21 protein-coding genes are annotated in these 20176 nt (G+C 75.6%); 5 read left to right on the top strand and 16 right to left on the bottom strand.

The window, feature by feature from the left end; all coding sequences use genetic code 11:
- Positions 1-34 precede the first annotated feature (34 nt).
- Complete coding sequence (locus tag ACFY2K_RS04785; RefSeq protein ID WP_375894205.1) at positions 35-610, bottom strand: TerD family protein; 576 nt, start codon at positions 608-610, stop codon at positions 35-37.
- A gap of 435 nt (positions 611-1045) precedes the next feature.
- Here ACFY2K_RS04785 and ACFY2K_RS04780 point away from each other — a divergent pair, with 435 nt between their 5' ends.
- A complete protein-coding gene (locus ACFY2K_RS04780) occupies positions 1046-1339 on the top strand; it encodes a hypothetical protein (protein ID WP_375894208.1) in 294 nt (97 codons plus the stop codon).
- A gap of 84 nt (positions 1340-1423) precedes the next feature.
- Positions 1424-1840 (top strand): hypothetical protein, encoded by a 417-nt coding sequence (locus ACFY2K_RS04775; RefSeq protein ID WP_387709591.1) that lies wholly within the window; start codon positions 1424-1426, stop codon positions 1838-1840.
- Between the two features lie 34 nt (positions 1841-1874).
- Here the strand turns inward: ACFY2K_RS04775 and ACFY2K_RS04770 are convergent, their stop codons facing one another.
- Both ACFY2K_RS04770 and ACFY2K_RS04765 read right to left on the bottom strand, forming a co-directional pair.
- Positions 1875-3434, bottom strand: coding sequence for a glycerol-3-phosphate dehydrogenase/oxidase (locus ACFY2K_RS04770; protein ID WP_387709589.1), 1560 nt, complete (start codon positions 3432-3434; stop codon positions 1875-1877).
- Positions 3431-4093, bottom strand: coding sequence for a TetR/AcrR family transcriptional regulator (locus ACFY2K_RS04765; protein ID WP_387709587.1), 663 nt, complete (start codon positions 4091-4093; stop codon positions 3431-3433). Before ACFY2K_RS04765 ends, ACFY2K_RS04770 begins: the two co-directional genes overlap by 4 nt.
- A gap of 20 nt (positions 4094-4113) precedes the next feature.
- Between ACFY2K_RS04765 and ACFY2K_RS04760 the strand changes: the two genes are divergently transcribed.
- Positions 4114-5736 (top strand): FAD-binding oxidoreductase, encoded by a 1623-nt coding sequence (locus ACFY2K_RS04760; RefSeq protein WP_387709585.1) that lies wholly within the window; start codon positions 4114-4116, stop codon positions 5734-5736.
- Entirely contained in the window at positions 5733-6644 is a 912-nt protein-coding gene (locus tag ACFY2K_RS04755) for a diacylglycerol kinase (RefSeq protein ID WP_375894223.1), read from the top strand. Before ACFY2K_RS04760 ends, ACFY2K_RS04755 begins: the two co-directional genes overlap by 4 nt.
- Before the next feature lie 54 nt (positions 6645-6698).
- Here ACFY2K_RS04755 and ACFY2K_RS04750 read toward each other — a convergent pair whose 3' ends face one another.
- The 8 genes from ACFY2K_RS04750 to ACFY2K_RS04715 all read right to left on the bottom strand — a co-directional run bounded on the left by ACFY2K_RS04750 (position 6699) and on the right by ACFY2K_RS04715 (position 14935).
- Positions 6699-7157, bottom strand: a complete 459-nt coding sequence (locus ACFY2K_RS04750) for a hypothetical protein (protein WP_375894226.1) — start codon at positions 7155-7157, stop codon at positions 6699-6701.
- Positions 7158-7199: 42 nt separating this feature from the next.
- On the bottom strand, positions 7200-8117 hold the full coding sequence (locus ACFY2K_RS04745) for a DUF6891 domain-containing protein (protein ID WP_380524248.1): 918 nt from the start codon (positions 8115-8117) through the stop codon (positions 7200-7202).
- Between the two features lie 129 nt (positions 8118-8246).
- On the bottom strand, positions 8247-9605 hold the full coding sequence (locus ACFY2K_RS04740; protein ID WP_387709582.1) for a DUF2252 domain-containing protein: 1359 nt from the start codon (positions 9603-9605) through the stop codon (positions 8247-8249).
- Between the two features lie 167 nt (positions 9606-9772).
- A complete protein-coding gene (locus ACFY2K_RS04735; RefSeq protein ID WP_380524245.1) occupies positions 9773-11386 on the bottom strand; it encodes a multicopper oxidase family protein in 1614 nt (537 codons plus the stop codon).
- Complete coding sequence (locus tag ACFY2K_RS04730; RefSeq protein ID WP_375894240.1) at positions 11383-11856, bottom strand: hypothetical protein; 474 nt, start codon at positions 11854-11856, stop codon at positions 11383-11385. Before ACFY2K_RS04730 ends, ACFY2K_RS04735 begins: the two co-directional genes overlap by 4 nt.
- 249 nt (positions 11857-12105) lie before the next feature.
- Positions 12106-12894, bottom strand: coding sequence for an aminotransferase class IV (locus tag ACFY2K_RS04725; protein ID WP_380642767.1), 789 nt, complete (start codon positions 12892-12894; stop codon positions 12106-12108).
- Positions 12887-13843, bottom strand: coding sequence for a GNAT family N-acetyltransferase (locus tag ACFY2K_RS04720; RefSeq protein ID WP_375894246.1), 957 nt, complete (start codon positions 13841-13843; stop codon positions 12887-12889). Before ACFY2K_RS04720 ends, ACFY2K_RS04725 begins: the two co-directional genes overlap by 8 nt.
- A gap of 114 nt (positions 13844-13957) precedes the next feature.
- A complete protein-coding gene (locus ACFY2K_RS04715; protein WP_380524239.1) occupies positions 13958-14935 on the bottom strand; it encodes a DMT family transporter in 978 nt (325 codons plus the stop codon).
- Between the two features lie 126 nt (positions 14936-15061).
- Here ACFY2K_RS04715 and ACFY2K_RS04710 point away from each other — a divergent pair, with 126 nt between their 5' ends.
- Entirely contained in the window at positions 15062-15958 is an 897-nt protein-coding gene (locus tag ACFY2K_RS04710) for a LysR family transcriptional regulator (RefSeq protein ID WP_380524237.1), read from the top strand.
- A gap of 52 nt (positions 15959-16010) precedes the next feature.
- Here ACFY2K_RS04710 and ACFY2K_RS04705 read toward each other — a convergent pair whose 3' ends face one another.
- The 5 genes from ACFY2K_RS04705 to ACFY2K_RS04685 form a co-directional block, all read right to left on the bottom strand.
- The gene (locus tag ACFY2K_RS04705) at positions 16011-16526 is read right to left on the bottom strand and encodes a S26 family signal peptidase (protein ID WP_387709579.1); all 516 of its coding nucleotides are present in this window, start codon (positions 16524-16526) and stop codon (positions 16011-16013) included.
- 17 nt (positions 16527-16543) lie between these two features.
- Complete coding sequence (locus tag ACFY2K_RS04700; RefSeq protein ID WP_387709578.1) at positions 16544-18445, bottom strand: ABC transporter ATP-binding protein; 1902 nt, start codon at positions 18443-18445, stop codon at positions 16544-16546.
- Positions 18442-18999 carry a TlpA family protein disulfide reductase gene (locus ACFY2K_RS04695; RefSeq protein WP_380524233.1) on the bottom strand — a complete coding sequence of 186 codons (558 nt, stop codon included), beginning with the start codon at positions 18997-18999 and terminating at the stop codon, positions 18442-18444. The genes ACFY2K_RS04700 and ACFY2K_RS04695 overlap by 4 nt, the downstream gene beginning before the upstream one ends.
- Positions 19000-19062: 63 nt before the next feature.
- A complete protein-coding gene (locus ACFY2K_RS04690; protein WP_375894263.1) occupies positions 19063-19590 on the bottom strand; it encodes a MauE/DoxX family redox-associated membrane protein in 528 nt (175 codons plus the stop codon).
- A 93-nt stretch (positions 19591-19683) separates the two neighbouring features.
- Positions 19684-19884, bottom strand: a complete 201-nt coding sequence (locus tag ACFY2K_RS04685; protein ID WP_375894266.1) for a hypothetical protein — start codon at positions 19882-19884, stop codon at positions 19684-19686.
- Positions 19885-20176 lie beyond the last annotated feature (292 nt).

Below are 20176 nucleotides of genomic sequence, written 5' to 3'. Positions count from 1 at the left end.
AGGGGCCGCACCGGCCCCGAAGGCTTTCAGACGATCAGACGTTCACGCCGTAGTCGGTGGCGATGCCGCGCAGACCGGAGGCGTACCCCTGGCCGATGGCGCGGAACTTCCACTCGGCCCCGTTGCGGTACAGCTCGCCGAAGACCATCGCGGTCTCGGTCGAGGCGTCCTCGGTGAGGTCGTAGCGGGCGATCTCCTGGCCGTTGGCCTGGTTGACGACCCGGATGAAGGCGTTGCGGACCTGGCCGAAGTTCTGCAGCCGGGCGTCGGCGTCGTAGATCGACACCGGGAAGACCACCTTGGCGACGTCGGCCGGCACCCGGTCCAGGTCGATCTTGATCTGCTCGTCGTCGCCGTCGCCGCCACCGGTCAGGTTGTCGCCGCTGTGCTCGACCGAACCCTCGGGGCTGCGGAGGTTGTTGAAGAAGACGAAGTGCTGGTCCGAGACCACCTTCCCGAGCGCGTTGCAGAGCAGCGCGCTGGCGTCCAGGTCGTAGTCGGCTCCGGTGGTGGTGCGGACGTCCCAACCGAGACCCACGATCACGGCGCTCAGTCCGGGCGCCTCCTTGCTCAGCGAGACGTTGCCGCCCTTGGCCAGCGAAACTCCCACAATGCCCTCCTCGGATCTCTCCCTGCGGACGAATCTACAACACTGTAGAGATCACGAGAATCCGCCTGCAGGCGGGCCCCGCCCCGGGGATTTCTCAGGGGCCGCGGCGGGAACCGATCGCCCCCCGATCCCCACCGCCCGGTCCCTGCGAACTCCGAACTCCGAACCCCGATCACGGTACCGGCCGGAGCGCCGAGAGGATACGTCCGACCAAAGGGCCTGTCTCTTGGATTCTGCCGGGTCCGCGACGCCGGGGCACGCACCTCGCCGCGTTGTCGTCGGTCACCAATGCTCCGCAGTGGCTCCCTCCTCCGCCTTGCGATGCACGCACCCCAACGCCGCGGCCTGACCCGGCAGAATCCAAGAGACAGGCCCTAGACTGGCGGTGGATCCCCTTGGCCGTCCCCGTTCCGAGGCCCCTCGCGGGAGGTTTCCATGCGCCAGCGGTACAGCTTCCACCTCGACCGGGACGGACACTCGGTCACCGTCAACGTCCGCTCCGGCTGGATCACCGAGACCGAACTGCTGGTGGACGGCAAGGAGTGCGCCTTCCACCGCACCCACGGCCACGGCGGCTACCCGCTGACGCTGTCCGGGCAACTCGCCGAGGAACCGCCGCGGCCCCTGGCCGTCCGACTGGACCGGACGGGCCGGGCGGAGCACCCGCTGGCCTGCGTGCTGGAGTTGGCGGGCGCCGAACACCCGATGCCGGAGCACACCGCGCGCTGATCCGGCCCACAAGGGGCATGTGCGGAGGAATGCCGTGGAACACTACAATCCCCCGTCCACCGCCGCCCGCCCGAAGGCCTCCCGATGACCTCCCCCACCGCCCCCGCCGCCCCCGACGCCTTCGACGAGCTGCTGCGCGAGGTGATGGCCGGCGCCGAACGCTTCGGCCACCCGCAGCACGTCCGGCTCACCTGGCTCGCCGTCCGCCGGCACGGCGCCGCCGCCGCGCTCGACCTGGTCGGCGAGGGCATCCGCCGCACCGCCACGAAGGCCGGGGCGCCGCAGAGGTTCCACGTCACCATGACCAGGGCCTGGGTCGAGCTGGTGGCCCGCCACGCCGAGGGCGGCGCGGCCGACTTCGAGGAGTTCTGCGCGCACCACCCCGAGCTGCTCGACCGTGATCTGCTCGCCCGCCACTACCGACCGGAGACCCTGGCCGGCGACCGGGCCCGCACCGCCTGGGTCGAGCCGGACCTCGCTCCCTTCCCCCAGGGCGGCTGAACGCCCAGCGCGTCCCCGACACCCCGCTGCCCCGCTACTCCGCGGCGGCGAGTTCCCCGACGATCTCCTCGACCGCCTTCCGGGCCCGTTCGGCGTCCTCCGCCACCAGCCCGATCCTGGTCCGCCGGTGCAGCACGTCGGCGGCGTCCAGCGCGCCCTCGTGGGTGACCGCGTACGCGATCTCGGCGCGGGTCACGTCGAGGCCCTCCGCCACCGGCGCCGACTCCCCCGCCGCCATGACCTCGTGGGACAGTCCGCCGTGCCGGGCGACCAGCGAGGCGGGCACCCCCTGGATCGGCAGCGGGCGGCTGTCCCGGTGGCCGGGGGCGCCGACCAGCGGCAGCCGGGCCGTCCAGCAGGTGCGGGCGGGCAGGCCGCGCAGCCGGACGGCGGTGTCCACCGCGTCCTCGGCCATCCGCCGGTAGGTGGTGAGCTTGCCGCCGACCACGGTGATCACCCCGGACGGGGACTCCAGCACCGCGTGCTCCCGGGAGATGTCGGCGGTGTTCCCGCCCCCGGTGTCGATCAGCGGGCGCAGCCCGGCGTAGGCGCCGCGTACGTCCGCCCTGGTCAGCGCGGTGGCGAGGGCCGCGTTGACGGTGTCGAGGAGGAAGTCCAGCTCGGCCTCGGTGGGCTGCGGCTCGTCCGGGACCGGGCCCGGGGCGTCCTCGTCGGTCAGGCCGACGGCGACCCGGCCGAGCTGCTGCGGCAGCGCGAAGACGAAGCGGCTGGTGGAGCCGGGCACCGGCACGGTGAGCGCGGCCACCGGGTACCCGAGGGTCGCGGCGTCCACCAGCAGGTGGGTGCCCCGGCTGGGGCGCAGCTTGATCGAGGTGTCCACCTCGCCGGCCCACACCCCGGTGGCGTTGACCACCGCGCCCGCGGTGACGGTCACCGACTGACCGCTGAGCGCGTCGACCAGCTCGGCGGAGGTCCCGGTGACGGACTCGGCCCGCACCCGGGTCAGCACGCTCGCCCCGTACTGCGCGGCGGTGCGCGCCAGCGCGACCACCAGCCGGGCGTCGTCGACGAGTTGGCCGTCATTGGCGACCAGCGCGCCGCGCAGGCCGTCGGTCCGCACGCCCGGCACCAGCTGCCTGGTCCGGGCCGCGTCGATCCGGCGGACCCGGGGCAGCAGGGCGCCCGGGGTCCCGGCGCTCAGCCGCAGCGCGTCCCCGGCGTGGAAGCCCGCGCGGATCAGCGCGGCCTGGCCCGGGCGCAGCAGGTCCGGGAGCAGCGGCACCAGTTGGGGCAGCGCGCGGACCAGGTGCGGGGCGGTGCGGGTCATCAGCACGCCGCGCTCGACGGCGCTCTCCCGGGCGACCTTGACCCGCCCGGAGGCGAGGTAGCGCAGGCCGCCGTGCACCAGCTTGGAGCTCCAGCGGCTGGTCCCGAAGGCCAGGTCGCGGGCCTCGACGAGGACGGTCCGCAGTCCGCGGGCGGCGGCGTCCAGCGCCACCCCGGCGCCGGTCACCCCGCCGCCGATCACCAGCAGGTCGATCCGCGGGTCGGCGGCGAGCGCGTCGAGTTCGTGCGTCCGTCGGACGCCGTTGAGCTGGGCGGTGCCGGCGAAGCGGTCGGCCTTGGAGGTCATGGCGCGAGGTATCCGTTCAGCGCTCTGGCCAGTTCGCGCCGCCAGGCCGCCTCGGGCAGCAGGGAGGCGACCATGCGGTGCGACTGGACGGTGGACTGGGCGATCAGCAGGACCATGGCGGCCAGCTCGGTCGGCTCCCCGGCCCGGACCGAACCGTCGGCCTGGCCGAGGGCGATACCGGTGCGCAGCGCCTCCAGCAGGCCGCGCTGGCTCTCGCCGAGCCGCTCCACCACGTACTGGAGCAGCAGGTCGGAGTCGTCGGAGTGGAGCAGGGCGCCGAGCACGGGGTGGTCGCGCAGCCGGACGGCGACCTCGACCACCTGGTCCACGAAGGCCTCCCGGCCCGCAAAAACCTCCTGGTCCACGGAGGTCTCCCGGTCCACGGCGGTCCCGCGGTCCCCCGGGGTCCCCCGGTCGGGTACGCCCAGCGAGGTGCTCTCCAGGGTGGCCATGATCTCGCGGGTGAGCAGCGCCCCGATCACCGCCTGGACGTCCGGCCAGCGCCGGTAGACGGTCGGGCGGCTGACCCCGGCGCGGCGCGCGATCTCGGCCAGCTGGGTGCGGCGGACGCCGAGGTGCACGACCAGGTCGGCGGCGGCGTCCAGGATCGCGTCATCGGTACTGCGCGGCGCTCCGGCCGTGGCGTTACTACTTGACATGATGTGTGAAACTGTAACGCATGGCACCTGAGACGCAAGCGGGAGCGGCCGCAGCCGCGCTGCCGCTCCCCCCGATGAAGTGGAACGCCTGGGGCGACCCGGCCCTCGCCAAGGAGCTGTCCGCGGACATCAAGGGACTGCTCGCCGCCGCCCTCGGCGTCACCGGCGACGCCGCCCCCGGGCCGAGCGCCGCCGAGGTCGTGCTGCGCCCCACCCGGGCCACCGCCGAGGACGTCGCGGCGCTCGCCGCCGCCGTCGGCGGGGAGCACGTCAGCACCGCCGACGCCGACCGGCTGCCCCGGGCCGGCGGCAAGTCCACCCCCGACCTGCTGCGCCGCCGCAGCCGCGCCGAGCAGGACGCGCCCGACGCCGTCCTGCTGCCCGGCAGCGAGCAGGAGATCGCCGCCGTCCTCGCCGTCTGCGCCGAGCGCCGCCTCGCCGTCGTCCCGTTCGGCGGCGGCACCAGCGTGGTCGGCGGGCTCGACCCCGAGCGCGGCGGCCTGCGGGCCGTCGTCTCCCTCGACCTGCGCCGCCTCGACCGGCTCCTCGACCTGGACGAGACCTCCGGCGAGGCCGTGCTCGGCGCCGGCCTCACCGGCCCCGCCGCCGAGGCCCTGCTCGCCGAGCGCGGCTGGGAGCTCGGCCACTACCCGCAGAGCTTCCGGTACGCCACCATCGGCGGCTTCGCCGCCACCCGCTCCTCCGGCCAGGACTCGGCCGGCCACGGGCGCTTCGACGACATGGTCCGCGGCCTGCGCGTGGTCACCCCCAGCGGGACGCTCGACCTCGGCCGCGCCCCCGCCTCCGCCGCGGGCCCCGACCTGCGCCAGCTCTTCCTCGGCTCCGAGGGCACCCTCGGCGTCATCACCGCCGTGCGCCTGCGCGTGCACCCGCTGCCCGCCGTCAAGGCGTACGAGGCGTGGAGCTTCCCCGACTTCGCCACCGGGGCGGCGGCGCTGCGCGCCGTCGAGCAGCAGGGCACCGGCCCCACCGTGATCCGGCTCTCCGACGAGGCCGAGACCATGATCAACCTCGCCCTCACGGAGCAGATCGGCGGCGCCCCCGCCGTCAGCGGCTGCCTCGCCGTCACCGTCTTCGAGGGCACCGCCGAACAGGTCGCCGCCCGGCACGACCTCACCCGCGCCGTCCTGCTCGCCGCCGGTGGCACCTCGCTCGGCGAAGCGCCCGCCCGGGCCTGGGAGCACGGCCGGTTCAACGCGCCCTACCTGCGCGACTCGCTGCTCAACGCCGGCGCGCTCTGCGAGACCCTGGAGACGGCCACCGACTGGAGCCGGCTCGCCGGCCTGCGCGCCGCCGTCACCGAGGCCCTCACCACCGCCCTGCCCGGCTCGCTCGTGCTGTGCCACATCTCGCACGTCTACCCGACCGGCGCCTCGCTCTACTTCACCGTCGTCTCCGCCCTCGGCGAGGACCCGCTCACCCGCTGGGGCAACGCCAAGCAGGCCGCCGGCGACGCCATCCTCGGCGCGGGCGGCACCATCACCCACCACCACGCGGTCGGCGCCGACCACCGGCCCTGGATGACCGACGAGATCGGCGACCTCGGCGTGCGCGTCCTGCGCGCCGTCAAGGCCGAACTCGACCCGGCGGGCATCCTCAACCCCGGCAAGCTGATCCCGTGACCGCGCCGAGAACCGTCATCCGCAGGGTCACCGTTCTCACCAACCCGGCGGCGGGCACCGGCCACGCCGAACCCGCCGCCCACCGGGCCGTCGCCCGGCTGCGCGCCCTCGGCATCGAGGTCGACCCGCAGGCCGGGCGCTCCGCCGACGACGCCGTCCGCCTCGCCCGCGAGGCGGCGGCCGGCGGGGCCGACGCGGTGGCCGTGGTCGGCGGCGACGGCATGATCAACCTCGCCCTCCAGGCCCTGGCCGACACCGCCGTCCCGCTCGGCGTCATACCCGCCGGCACCGGCAACGACCACGCCCGCGAGTACGGCCTGCCCATCGGCGACCCCGAAGCCGCCGCCGACGTCATCGCCGCCGGCCGCACCCGCGCCGTCGACCTCGGCCGGATCACCGGCCCGGACGGCTCCGTGCGCTGGTACGGCTCCGTCCTCGCCAGCGGCTTCGACTCGCTGGTCAGCGACCGCGCCAACCGGCTGCGCTGGCCGCGCGGCCGGATGCGCTACAACCTCGCCATCCTCGCCGAGTTCGCCAACCTGAAACCGCTGCCGTTCCGGATCACCCTCGCCGACGGCACCGTCATCGAACGCGACCTCACCCTCGCCGCCGTCGGCAACACCCGCAGCTACGGCGGCGGCATGCTGATCTGCCCCGCCGCCCTCCCCGACGACGGCCTGCTCGACGTCACCCTCGTCGACGCCATGCCCCGGCTGCGGATCGCCCGCTTCTTCCCCACCCTCTTCAAGGGCACCCACACCAGCCACCCGGAGGTCACCACCCTGCGCACCGCCTCCCTGCGGATCGAGTCCCCCGGCATCACCGCCTACGCCGACGGCGAGTTCATCACCGCCCTCCCCGCCGACGTCACGGTCCGACCCGAGGCCCTGCACCTGCTGGTGCCCTGAGGCCCCCGGAACCCCCCGGGCGGCGGCGGCCGCCCGGGGCCCACGGGCCCGTCGTCACAGATGCGCCCTGATCTGCCGGACCGGGTGGCCGAGGGCGGTGGCCAGGGCCGCCGCCTGGGCCTCGGTGAACCAGGGTCGCTCCGGGTCCCACACCTCCAGCTCGAAACGGGCGAAGCCGCACGGCCAGTCGTGGTCCAGGGCGTCCAGGGTCGTCGCCGCACCGCAGCAGGGCACCGTCACGGCGAGCGTCGCGAAGCCGCCCTCGGCGTGCTCCTCCATCAGCTCGGACCACCACCCCAGCGGGACGGCGCCGCCGCAGTGCGGGCAGCCGATCCGCTCCAGGTTCGCGCCGCAGTCGACCAGGGTCGTGCGCTCGTGCCAGGTCGACTCCGGCTCGGCGCCGTCGTCCTCGCCGAGGAACTCGGCCGCCAGCGCCCGGGCCCGCTCGGCCGCCGCCGCGTCCGGCTGCCAGTACGGGTCGGTCGGGATCACCGACAGCACATCAGCGCTCATCGTTCGGTCCTCCCCTCCGTCCGTGGTCGGCTCCGTCCGTGGTCAGCCGACCAGGCGGCGGCGCCAGAGCAGCGGGCGTACCTCGATCGCGTCGGACGGGTCGCCGCTCCACACCGCCGGCAGGCCGACGGCCGCGAGGGCGGCCACCACCTCCCGGCCGACGGCCGCGGTGGTCGCCGCGGAGCCGTCGAAGCCGCCGTAGAGCAGGGACAGGCCGCGGCCGGCGGCGGCCGACTCGGTGCACTGGGAGTGGAAGTAGACGAAGCCCCGGGCCTCCGGCACCCCGGCCGCGCCGATCTCCGCCTCCCCGCAGGAACGGCAGCAGGCGAAGTCCTCCCGCGCCGTGATGCCGCCCGCCTCCAGCGCGGCGAAGGCCCGGGCGAGGCGCTCCGGATCCGTCTCGCCGATCCAGCCGCTCTGCACGCCGACCCGCTCCAGCCAGAGCCGGTCGGCGAGTTGCTCGGCCTGGGCCCGGGAGAGCGGGCGGCGGTCGCCCGACACCAGGTACTCCTCGGCCTGCTCGGCCAGCCGGGCACGGTCGGTGTAGCCGCCGGCGAGGGTCAGCCGCAGCTGCTCCTCCAACTGCCGCCGCTCCTCGGCCGCCAGCTCCGGCGCGGGCACCGGCTCGGGCGCCGGACCGAAGTCCAGCGGCGCCCAGGCCAGGCCCTCGCCCCAGCCCGGCTCGTGCCGTGCCCAGCCCGTCATCGCCGCGACCACGGCCTCCGGCCCGTCCACCCGCACCTCGAAGTGCCGGGCGGCGGAGCCGTCGCGGTGCTCCAGCGCGTAGTGGCCACCCGCCTTGTGCCACACCTGGATGTAGACGTCCGGCAGGTCCGGTATCCGCTGCACGACGAGGAAGGTGTCGGCCCCGGCGCCGATGCGCCGGACCAACCCCGCCAGTTCGTCCGCGGTCACCCTCGGGAGCCGCTCGTCGTTCGTCTGCACCGTGATCGCCAGCATGCGGTCACCCTGGCACACCCCACTGACACCGAATCCGACAGCCCGACAGCCCGAAAGGGTCGGTCGCGGACCCGGAACACGATCCCGCCCCGGAGGTGGCCGATGTCGGGCCGGGCGGCCTCTTCGCCCTCACACCCCCCGCGTGGCCCTGATCCGGCCCGAGGCGATCGCCTCGACCAGTTCCCGGTGGTCGGCCGCCGTCCGGTCCGCGTAGTGCAGGGCGAAGTCGGCGACGGCGTCGGCGAAGGTGTCGGCGCCGCCCAGGTAGCCGGCGACGGCGAGGCGGTCGCCGGTGCGGGCGTGGGCCCGGGCGAGGGCGCGCCCGCACAGGTCGGCGTAGGCGCGCAGGCCGGACGCGGTCATCGTGTCGACCTCCACCGAGCCCTTCATGTCGCGCAGTTGGCGGCCGTAGAAGTGCCGCCCGGCGGGGCCGGTGGTCCAGCCGAGGAAGATGTCGCTGGCGGCCTGCATCAGGTGCTGCCCGGTGACCACCCGGCGCCCGCCGTGGTGGGCGGCGACCTCGGCCTCCAGCCGGGTGGGCGGCAGGTGGTCCTCCAGCACCGACCGGCCGGCCTCCTTGAGCTGCAGGAACAGCGGGTCGCGGGTGTCCCGGCCCTCCAGCAGGACGATGTAGCAGCGGGTGCCGACGCTGCCGACGCCGACCACCTTCATCGCCGCGTCGACGAAGCGGTACCGGTCGAGCAGGACCCTCCGGTCCTCGGCGAGGGTGGCCCGGTAGTCGCTGAACACCTTGCCGACGCCGCGCAGTTCGCTCCGCTCCAGCTCCTCGACCAGCGGCGGCACACTGACGATCCGGCGCCGGCCGTCGCGCTCCTCGGTGAGCTTGCCGAAGGCCTGGAGGCTGGTGCGGCGCCGGGCGCGGTCGAGGCCGGCCTCGACGGCCTTGCGCCGCTTGGTCCTGCGGACCAGCGCCAGCAGGTCGGCGGTGTCGATCCGGCTGTACCAGACGTCGAGTTCGCCGAGGCCGGCCAGCCGGCGCATCGCCGCGGCGTAGCCCAGGACGGCGGTGCGGGCGGCGCGCCGGGCGCGGTCGTCGTCCTGGCCGCGGTCCCGGGCGGCGACCGCGATGCTGGCGGCGAGGCGTTTGACGTCCCACTCGAAGGGCCCGGGGTGGGTCTCGTCGAAGTCGTTGACGTCGAAGAGCAGCGCGCGTTCCGGCGAGGCGTACACCCCGAAGTTCAACAGGTGGGCGTCGCCGCAGAGTTGGACGGTCAGCCCGGTGTCGGGGACGGCCCCGAGGTCGGCGGCCATCACGGCGGCGGCGCCGCGCAGGTAGCCGAACGGGCTGTCGGCCATCCGCCCGTAGCGGATCGGCAGCAGCCGGGCGACCCGGTCCGCGCCCTGGGCCTCCAGCAGGCCGAGCGGGTCGGGCCGGTCCGCGGCCGGGATCCACCGGCCGTGCTCGGAGCGGGAGACCCGTTCACGGGCGGCCCGGCCGGTACGGCGGCGTTCGGCGGGGGTGGTCATGCGGCGGCTCCGTCCGTCACCCGGCGGCCGCACCCGTCGGCGCGGCGCTGGGACCAGCGTGCCGGAGGGCGCGGCGCGCGCCCTCCGGCACTGGGCCGAACGGAGGAGCCGGAACGAACCGGGGGGAACAGGGACACCCCAGCGGGGCGGGGCGGGGCGGGGAGGGCTCAGCCCACCGTGAAGTCCGCCATCATCGCCATGTCCTCGTGCTCCAGGTTGTGGCAGTGCAGCATGTACGTCCCCGCGTAGTCGCCGAACCGCACCAGCACCTCCACCGTCTCGGCCGGCCGCAGGTCCACGGTGTCCTTCCAGCCCGCGTCCCACGGGCCCGGGCCCTTGCCGTTGCGCGCGACCACCTGGAAGGGGTCGAGGTGGACGTGCACGGGGTGGTGCACGTCGGTGGAGAAGCGCCAGCGCTCGACCCGGCCGAGGGCGGGGGCGGCGAGGCTGCGCCCGGGCTCGTACGGGTCGCCGTTGATCGTCCAGCCGTCGCCGCCGCTGCGCCGGAAGGCGAAGTCGCGGGTGGCGACGACCGCGGCCGGGTCCAACTGCTCGACGGTGGACAGCTTGTCGGGCACCGTGGCGCCGTCGTCCACCGCCCGGGAGGAGACGTCGAAGCGCATCACCTCGGTGGTCCGCCCGCTGCCGAAGCGGTTGACCAGGCGGACCTGGGTGCCCGGCTGGTAGCGGGAGAAGTCGACGACCACGTCGAAGCGCTCGGCCGGGGCGATCTCGATCCCGTCGTGGGTGACCGGGGCGGCGAGCAGTCCGCCGTCGGAGCCGATCTGGACCAGCGCGTCGCCGCCGGCGGGCTGCGGGTCCAGTTCGAGCCGGTAGAGCCGGCAGTTGGAGGCGTTGAGCAGGCGCAGCCGGTAGTGCGCGCGGTCGACGTCCAGGCGCGGCCACGGGGCGCCGTTGACCAGGATGACGTCGCCGAGGACGCCGTTCATGAAGTCGTTGGTGACGCCCGGCTTGGTCGACGAGGCGTCCGCGGCCGGGTACTTGAAGGAGCCGTCGGCGGCGAAGGAGCGGTCGGCGAGCATCAGCGGGAGGTCGCGTTCGCCGCGGGGCAGAGGCAGGGCGGCCTCCTCGTCGTCCTGGACGAGGTGGAACCCGGCCAGGCCGCGCCAGACGCCGGGGCCGGTGAAGCCCATCCGGTGGTCGTGGTACCAGAGGGTGGCGGCGCGCTGCTTGCCCGGGTAGGTGTGGGTGCGCTCGCCGACCAGGGTGTGGCCGCTCATGTGCCGCATCCCCGCCATCCCCGGCGTTCCCGCCATGCCCGCCATCCCCGCCATCCCCGCCATGCCGTCCATCGCGGAGGCGGCGGGGTCGGGGGAGCCGACCGGCAGCAGCAGGTCGACCGGGTAGCCGTCGCTGTCCGCCGGGGTGTGCCCGCCGTGCAGGTGGACCACCGAGGGCACCGGCAGCTGGTTGCGGTGCTTGACCACCGCGGCCCGGCCGGAGCGGGTGACCACCGTCGGACCGGGGAAGGTCCCGCCGTAGGTCCAGGCCTCGGTCCGCACCCCGGGCAGGATCTCCAGCTTCGCGACCTGCTGGGTGATCTCGTAGTGGTCGCCGCCGTCGTCGCTGCGCACCGGCTGGAGCACGGCCGGCACCGGCAGCGGGACCTGGAAGGCCGCGGGCAGGGCCAGGTCGCTGCCGAGCAGCCGCCCGGGGCGGCCCTCCGCGAACAGGTACGCCGCCGACGGCACGGCGACGGCGGCCACCGCGCCCGCACCGAGCACGGAGGCGCCGAGGCCGAGGAACCGGCGGCGGTTCACCGCTCCACCGCCACCGGCCCGCCGGGGCGCGGCAGCCGTCCGCCGCCGTCCGGGCCCGGCTCGGGCAGGGCCGCCCGGGCGGGCAGCGGCAGCCGCCAGGCGCCGACCAGGCCGAACAGGATGCCGCTGACCAGCAGCACGCCGAGGGTGACGTGCAGCCCGATCGACCGGGCGTAGCCCGCGCCGATCTGGCCGGTCACGGCGACGGCGAGCAGGGCGGTGGTCCACAGCGGCCAGCGCGGCCCGCCGCCGGGCCGGAGCACCAGCGCGGCCGCCACCAGCTGGAGCACCACCACGGTGGCCAGCAGCATGGCGTTGTCCTCGTGGTCCTTGAGGGAGTCGTAGGTGCCGTTGAGGAAGCTGCCGGCGAGCATGGCCTGGAGCAGGGCCAGCAGCGCCAGCGTGGTGGCGGTGGCGCGCAGGAGGACCAGCGGCCAACGGGGCGCGGGGGCGGCAGGAGGACTGCTCATGGGGTGGCTACTCTCTGCTTCGACGGCTCGGGCGGGGCGGGCGAGAGCGTAGCTGATCTCACCTCACAAACGGCCGCACCCAAGGGTTTTGGGCAGGTCGGCCGCGCCTTTGCACCGGTTCACCCGAGGTTTGTCACCCGTTCGGGCGATCCGCTCGTACGGCCCGCCCCGGCCCCCCGGTCCGCCCCGGCCCGCCGCCCACGTCGAACCGCCGTCCGCGCCCACCCGGCGCCTGCACCCGCCCGACGCCTACACCGGGTCGGCGGCGATCCCGAGGTAGGCGGCGCGCAGGTCGGCGAGCAGCGGGTGGTCCGGGTCGAAGGCGGTGCCGTCGACGGCGGCGAGCGGCCGCAGGCCGACGCCCGCGTTCAGCGCGAAGGCCGCGTCGAAGCGCGCCAGCTCGTCGACGCGGACCGGCTCGCGGGACCGCGGACCGTCGTACGCACCGCTCAGCAGCGCCTCGGTGACGCCGGGCAGCGCGGGGCCGGCGGGCAGCACCAGCCGCTCCCCCGCCAGGAAGGCGACGTTCCAGGTCGCCCCCTCGGTCACCAGGCCGTCCCCGTCGGTCAGCAACACGTCGTCGTATCCCGCGAGTTGGGCCGCGCGGCGGTGGTGCACCAGGCCGAACAGGCCGACGTGCTTCACCGCCGGCAGCTCCCGCCGGTGGGCCACCGTGCGCACCCGTAGCGGGGCCGGTTGCGCGGCGCCGACCGGGCGGGCGGTCACCAGCAGGACGGGGGCGGCCGGGGCGGCGGGGCGCTCCAGGCCGAGCGCCGGGTCGTAGCAGGTCACCCGGACGATCCCCGGCCCGCCGTCGGACGGCAGCGCCGCACGGATCCGCTCCCGGACCACCGCCCGGTCCAGCTCGGCGGCGAACAGCACCCGGCAGTCCCGGACCAGCCGGTCCAGGTGCAGCTCCAGACCGCGGACAGCGCCCGCCTCGACCCGCAGGGTGGTGAAGTGCCCGTAGTTGAGCAGTCCCAGCGCGGCGAGCCGCGCCGGGTCCGCGGGCGCGCCGTCGATCTCGATCTCAGCCATCCCCCGAGTCTGCCAGCCGCGGCGACACCAGCGGTGGCGCCTCCGGCAGCACCACCGGGCGGTACGGCCCGGCCACGGCACGGCCCGCCGCCCGCTCGGTCCGCTCGAACTCCTCGATCCTGGCCGCCAGGCCCTCCGGCTCGCCCGCCTCCGCCCAGCGCCAGGCCTCCGCCCACCACTGCGGTCCGCGCACCAGCGGCCGGCCCGCCAGCGCCAGGTACAGCGCCAGCGTCGACCGGGCGTACTCGTGCACCCAGCCGTCACAGCCCCGGTAGTGCGCCGTCTCGTCCAGCCGCAGCCAGCGGCCCTCCTGCCCTGCGGCCAGTATCGGCACCCAGCCGCGCTGCCGGTCCGCGACCAGCAGGAGCAGCCGTCCGTCCTCCTCCCGCACCCGGTGCGAGGGGAGTTGGGGCATCCGGGCGAACGACAGCGAGCGCTTCCAGCCCACCACCCACAGCCCGCGGCGCAGGTAGTAGCGGACCGCCGACTGCCAGCCCCAGTGCGCCTCCAGCCGGAAGCCCGGCAGGCCCTCGGCGGTGGCCGCCGCGTACACCTCGTCCAGCGCGGCGGCGGCCAGCCCCTGCCCGCGCGCCTGCGGCCGCAGGTAGAGGGAGGACACCGCGAGCTGGCTCGGGCCCTTGGTCCAGTTGTCCACCGCGACCGTCCCGGCGACCTCGCCCCGCGCGTCCAGGATCCAGTAGCGGCGCCGGTACAGCTCACCGCCCGGCCAGTCCCGGCCGCTCTCCCCCAGCCGCTCCCGCCAGGCCCGTTCGGCGGGCAGGTCCAGCCCGTCCGGGTCCACCAGCTCGCCCGGACCGCCCTCCAGCAGGGACGCCAAGTCCCAACGGGCGAACCGCCGTTCCTCCCCGTCGGCGACGGCCCGCAACCGCACCCCCGCCGCCAACCGGTCCTGCGCCCGCTCGACCGCCGCATCCCACGACCTCACCACGGGGGCCACCCTAGCGGCCCTCCGGGCACGACCCGTAATCCACCGGCCACCGAACGTCAGCCCGACCGCGCGGCGGGGCCGAGGCCCAGGGCGCAGGGGGTGGAGCGGCCGGAGTCACCCGGCCGGGCGGCGGGTCGCCCCGCCCGGCGCCGCGCTGGTAGTCCGGACGGCCCGGCCCGACGGGGCGGGGGTGCCCGACGGGGCGGGCGCGGCCGCCGGGGTCCTGGGCGGGCGGGTGAGGGCGACGGCGGCGATCACCAGGACGCCGCCCGCCAGGGCGTTCCAGCCGACCGGCTCCGCGAGCAGGGCGGCGCCCAGCGCGGTGGACCAGAGCGGCATGACGTAGGTGACGGCGGAGGCCACGGCCGTCCCGGCGGTGCGGACCAGGCCGAGGTTGAGCAGGTACGCGAGCCCGGTGCCGAGCGCGCCGAGCACCAGCAGGGCGGTGGCCGCCGACCCGCCCGGCCAGTGCGGGGCGCCGGCGGCGAGCGGGGCGACCAGGGCCAGTTCGGCGGTGGCGCAGGTGATCTGGACGGCGGAGAGGGTGGTGACCGACTCCGGGCGGCCGGACAGGAAGCGGCGCAGGTAGGCGAAGCCCGCGCCGTAGCAGCACGCGGCGGCCAGGCAGGCGAGGGCGCCGGCGCCCGCCCCCGGGCCGAGGCCGCGCCACACCCCGAGCACGGTGAGCACGCCGACGAAGCCGAGCCCGAGGCCGGCCAGCCGGCGGGCTCCCGGGTGGCGCTCCTCGGGGACGGTGAGCACCGTGAACAGCAGGGTGAACAGCGGGGTGGTCGCGTTCAGCACTCCGGCGAGCACCGAGCTCACCCTGGTCTCGCCGAACGAGAACAGGGTGAACGGCACCGTGTTGAGCAGCACCGCGACGACCGCCGAGTGGCCCCACAGGGCCCGGTCGCGCGGGGCCCGCTCGCCGCGCAGCAGCAGGACCGCCCAGAGCGTGGCGGCGCCCAGCAGGCTGCGCCACAGCGCCACCCACACCGGCGGCACCCCCGCGTCGACCGCCACCTTGATCAGGGCGAAGCTGGCGCCCCAGATCGCCGACAGTGCCACGAAGCCCGGCCACCAGCGCCGCACCCCGACCACCTCCCCGTCCGTTCCCGTGTCCGCCGCGCGGCCCGTTCCCGCGTTCTGGACAGAGGGTGGCCCACCGACGGAACATGAGTCCAACAAGTGACGATGCTTGGGGGATAAGGAAGTCTCATGGCACCGGAGGTCAACCTGGCCCAGCTCAGGGCGCTGGTCGCGGTCGCCGACACCGGCGGCTTCGGCGCGGCCGCCGACGAACTGGGCATCAGCCAGTCCGCCGTCTCGCACGCCGTCGCCGCCCTGGAACGCGCGCTCGGCGCCCCCGTGCTGCGGCGCGGCGCCCCCTGCCGCCCCACCCCGCTCGGCGAGCAGGTGCTGCCGCACGCCCGCACCGCCGTCGCCTCCGCGGCGGCCGTCCGCACCATCGCGACCCGGCACTGCGGCGGCCTCACCGGCACCGTGCGGCTGGCCGCGCCGACCACGGTCTGCCAGGCCCTGCTGCCCGGGCTGCTGCGGGACTGGAAGGCGGCGCACCCCCAGGTCACCGTGCGGGTCTTCGAGGGCGAGGACGTCGAACTGACCACGTGGCTGGAGGCGGGCACGGTGGACGCCGCCGTCCTGGTCGACGCCGGGCCGCTGCCGCCCGGCGCGGTCGCGCTCGGCGCCGACTCGATGCACGCGCTGCTGCGCCGGGACCACCCGCTGGCCGGCCGGCCGACCGTCCACGTCGGCGAGTTGGAGGACGACGACTTCCTGCTCTCGGAGGGCGGCTGCGAGCGCCACATCCGGGAGGCCTACCGGCGGGCCGGCACCCGCTTCACGCCCCGGCACCGGATCCGCGACCTCAACACCCTGATCGGCATGGTCCACGCGGGCGTCGGCGTCTCGGTGATGCCCGCGCTGGCCGTGACCATGCTGCCGCCGGAGTGCGTCCTGGTGCCGATCCGGCCCGCCGTGCACCGCACCCTCACCCTCACCGGGCCGACCGGGCGCCCCTGGTCCCCGGCGGTCGGCGGGCTGCTCGCCGGGGTGCGGGCCGGCCTGCTCCCGACGGTGACCGCACCGGCCTGAGCGAACCCGGCCCGAGCGAACCCGGCCCGAGCGAACCTGGCCGGGCCGCCGCTCAGCCCCGCAGCCGCACCCGGTCGAGGACCACCCCGACCACGCGGTCCGCGGGCACCGCGCCCCACAGCCGGGAGTCGGTGCTGAAATCCGGGTTGTCGCCCAGCAGCACCACGTGCCCGCCCGGCACGGTGCCGGCCGGGAGCACCGGGCGGACCGGCGGCGGCACCGGCTCCCCGGGCAGCGCGGCCAGCCGCTTCACCAGCAGCCGGGCGGGCCGGGCGGCCGCCGGGCCGTCACCCGCCGGACCACCGCCCACCGGGCCGTCACCCGCCAGCCCGCCGCCCACCGGCCCGCCACCCCTGGCGGCGAGCCCGGCCGGGGCGACCACCACGATCCGCCCCGCCCGCAGCCGGGCCAGGCCGCGCCGCAGGACCAGGACCCGCTGCCCGGGCCGCAGCGCCGGGCTCATGCTCGGCCCCGCCACCACGACCACGGACAGCGCGGTGCGCAGCAGCACCAGTCCGGCCGCCGCGGCGGCGAGCCCCGCGAGGGCGAGCACCAGGAACAGCCGCATCGCTCCGCCTCCTCCGGTCAGCCGGCCGACGGGGCCGGTACGGCGGCGTCCTGGTAGCCGGACGCCTGCAGCGTGAACAGTTCCGCGTACGGGCCGCCGCGCGCCATCAGCGCCCGGTGCGTCCCCTCCTCGACCACCCGCCCCGCGCCGAGCACCACGATCAGGTCGGCCTCGCGCACCGTGCTCAGCCGGTGCGAGATCACCAGGCTGCCGGTGTCCCGGCGCAACTCCCGCAGATTGTCGTGGAGTTCCTGTTCGGCGGCGGCGTCGAGCCCGGCGCTGGGTTCGTCCAGGATCATCAGGTCGGCGTCGCGTCGCATGAACGCCCGCGCCACGGCGAGCCGTTGCCACTCCCCGCCGGAGAGGGAGCGGCCCCAGCCGGCGTCCGTCCCCTCCGGCAGGAAGATCCGGCTGAGCAGGGCGCCGTAGCCGCCGTCGAGGCGCTGCACCCGCTCGTGGATGCCGGCCGCGCGGGCGGCGGCGGTGATCCGGTCCGGGTCGTCGAGGTGGGCGAGCCGGCCGAGGCCGATGTTCTCGCCCGCCGTCAGGTCGTAGCGGCAGTAGTCCTGGAAGACGACGCCGATCCGCTGCCGGTACTCCTCGGGCCGGAAGGCGCGGATGTCGACGCCGTCCCAGAGGATCCGGCCGCGGTCCGGGTCGTAGAGCCGGCACAGCAGCTTGACCAGGGTGCTCTTGCCCGCGCCGTTGAGGCCGACCAGGGCGGTGACGGCGCCGGCCCGCAGGGTCAGGTCCACGCCCCGCAGGATCCACGGCGCGTCCTGGTGGTAGCGGAACCAGACGTCCTGGAACTCGACGGTGCCGGTGAGCGCACCGGGCGTGCGCGGGTCGGCGGCCGGGGTGAGGTCGGGCGGGGCCTGGCCGAGCGCCCGGTAGTGGTCGAAGGTGAGGGCGGCCTGGTAGGCGGAGGCGCCGCCGGCGGCGAGCTGGCCGACGCCGGTCTGGATGCCGGCCACCGCGGCCAGGCACATCGAGACCTGGCCGAGGGAGAGTTCGCCGTGCCGGGCGGCGCGCACCGCCCACAGCAGGCCGAGCGCGTAGACGCCGACGCCGAGCAGCGAGGCGGGCAGCCGGCGGGCGAGGTTCTGCCGGTCGGTCCGCTCCTCCGCGCCGTTGACGGCCAGCAGTTCGCGCCGGGCGCGCCCGCGCAGGAAGTCCTGGAGGCCGAAGAGCCGGATCTCCTTCACCGCGTCGACGTCGGCGATCAGGCTGCCGTAGAAGGACTGGCGGCGGCTGCGGGCCATGGTCTCGCCGAGGACGGCGGCCCGGCGGCGCCCGGCCGCCAGCTGGCTGCGCACCAGGGGCAGGGTGAGCAGCAGGGTGAGCAGGCCGAGCAGCGGGCCGACGACGAAGACGGTGCCGAGGAAGCCGAGCACGGTGATCAGCGCTTGGAGGCTGCCGAAGGCCGCGCCGACCAGGATGTCCGGGGCGGCGCCGCCGGCCTGCTGGGCGAGCCGCAGGCGGTCCTGGAACCGCGGGTCCTCGAAGGGACGCAGCCCGGGCAGCCGGTTGACGGCCTGGAACAGCTCCTCCTGCACCCGCAGCCGGATCGCCCGCCCGGAGCGGGCGCGGGTGTACTCGCTGAGCGCGGGGGCGAGCGCCAGGCCGAGACCGGCCGCGATCAGCAGCAGGCAGGTGCCGGTCAGCGAGCCGGCGGCCGGGCCGGGGGTCGGGCCGGGCGGCGAGCCGGGGGCGGCGCCGCCGAGCTGGTCGAACAGCCGGCTCACCAGCAGGGCGGCGACGGCGGGCAGCAGACCGGCCGTCACCCCGCAGAGCAGGGAGAGCAGCAGGGCCGCCCGGCCGGAGCGCCAGGCCAGCGCGCAGGCGGCCAGGGCCGAGCGCAGGGCCCGGCCGGCCCCGGGCGGCTCGGCCCCGGGGTCGGCGGACCAGGGGGTGCTCATCGCGCGGCGGTCGGGAGGACGAGCTCGCCCGGGGCGAGGTGGTTGGTGATCCGGCCGTCGGCGGAGACGTCGACGTAGCTGGGCCAGCGGACGATTCCGAACGCCTCGGCGGTGGAGCCGGGCTGGGCTCCGGCGGGCTCCACCACCACCCGGGCCACCGGCTCCAGCAGGGTGCGCAGTTCGGCGACCACCGGGCCGCTGCCCTTGACCACGGCCAGGACCCGCCCGCGGCCGCCGGGGAAGCCGGTGACCGCCTTGACGAAGTCGGGGGCCTGCTCCAGACAGGGTCCGCAGCTGCCGGAGAAGAAGCCGACCACCGCCGGCGCCCCGGCGAGGTCCGCCCGGGTGACTTCTCCGTCCGTTTCCGAAACCGCCCGGAATTCCGGTACCGGGGTGCCGTCGGGAAGTCGGTTCTCGGGCATGGAAACACCGACCCGGACATTTCCGAAGGAGGTCGACGAACCGTTGTTGTTGATTTTCCGGGCGAGCGCCAGGGTCAGCATCAGATTGACCAGGGAAATGCCGCCGATGAGGACGATGAAAAGCGTGGACATGACGGTTTCGCGCCTCGTTCCGGATTGCGGGGATGCGGGGAGGTGGTGACTCGGTGCGGCGGCTCAGCGGGCCGTCGAGAAGAGCTCGATCAGGGTGTCCGTGGCGATGATCAGGGCACTCAGGAAGCCGGCGGCCAGCAGCACCACCGCCGCCCCGGCCGTGCCCGGACCGCTGCCGGGGTCGGGTGCGGCGCCCGCGACGAGGCCCGCCGCGGCGACGGCGAGCAGCACCAGGTTGCGCGCCACGTGCGCCCGGGTGACGGGTACGCCGGAGGCCCCGAAGCAGGGGCAGGAGACGTCGGCGCCCTGCCGCAGCAGCCGGACCAGCACGGCGGCGAAGAGCGCGATCAGTCCGCCGGTCGCGGCGAAGGCCCAGCTGGTGACGGGTGCGGGCACCCAGACCAGCAGGGCGAGGAGGGCTTCGGCGAGCGGTACGCCGATCGCCGCGGCGCCGGTCAGCCGGGGTGGCAGGACGGCCATCGCGCGCAGCGCGGACCGGAAGTCGCGGCGGGCGCGGAGCTTGGCCCAGGCGGATCGGGCGAACACCACCGCGATGACGGCGCGGCAGCCGAGCAAGAGGTATGCGGTCATGACTCCCCCTCCGCCGGTGCCCCCGCCGACGCAGGGCGGGGACACCGGCGGCCGTGTGTCAGCCGGCCGGATCAGTCGGCCGAGCCGGTCGGGTCAGCAGCCGCCCACGATCGCGTAGGTGATGCAGCTGGGGGCGACGGCACAGTTCCAGGAGCAGCACTCCCGGACGTAGAGCGTCTCGCCGACGCAGTTGGTGGTGGTGCCGGCCGGGCACTGGCAATACGCGTCGGCGGCCTGCGCCTTGCGTCCGCCGGAAACCGCCCGGTCGACCAGGTTGAGAATCGCCTGAACCATTTTTTCCTCCGCTCGGGAAGGTGGACTGGAGAGGCTGTGCGGTTACCCACGAGATCTCGTGGTCCGAAAGCTAACCGACCGTTCGAGAACCTGTCTAGACCAAATTCGAGGATCATCGAGCTTTGATCCGGACGAGCCGATTCCCTTTCCGCGGTCCCGCTCCGCCGCCGTCACGCCTGCGTCGCGCCTCCGCCACACCCGCGCCCGCCCCCCGCCCGGCCGGGCCCTCGACCGGACCCTTGACCGACCCTCCGGGAAAGGTCTATACCAGTGGGAGCTCTGGGCAACCACC

It is taken from the genome of Kitasatospora sp. NPDC001309, assembly GCF_042896295.1.
In the GTDB taxonomy this organism is placed as follows: domain Bacteria; phylum Actinomycetota; class Actinomycetes; order Streptomycetales; family Streptomycetaceae; genus Kitasatospora.
Note: the sequence above shows the minus strand (reverse complement) of the source record. Positions and strands in the feature narration are given on the sequence as shown.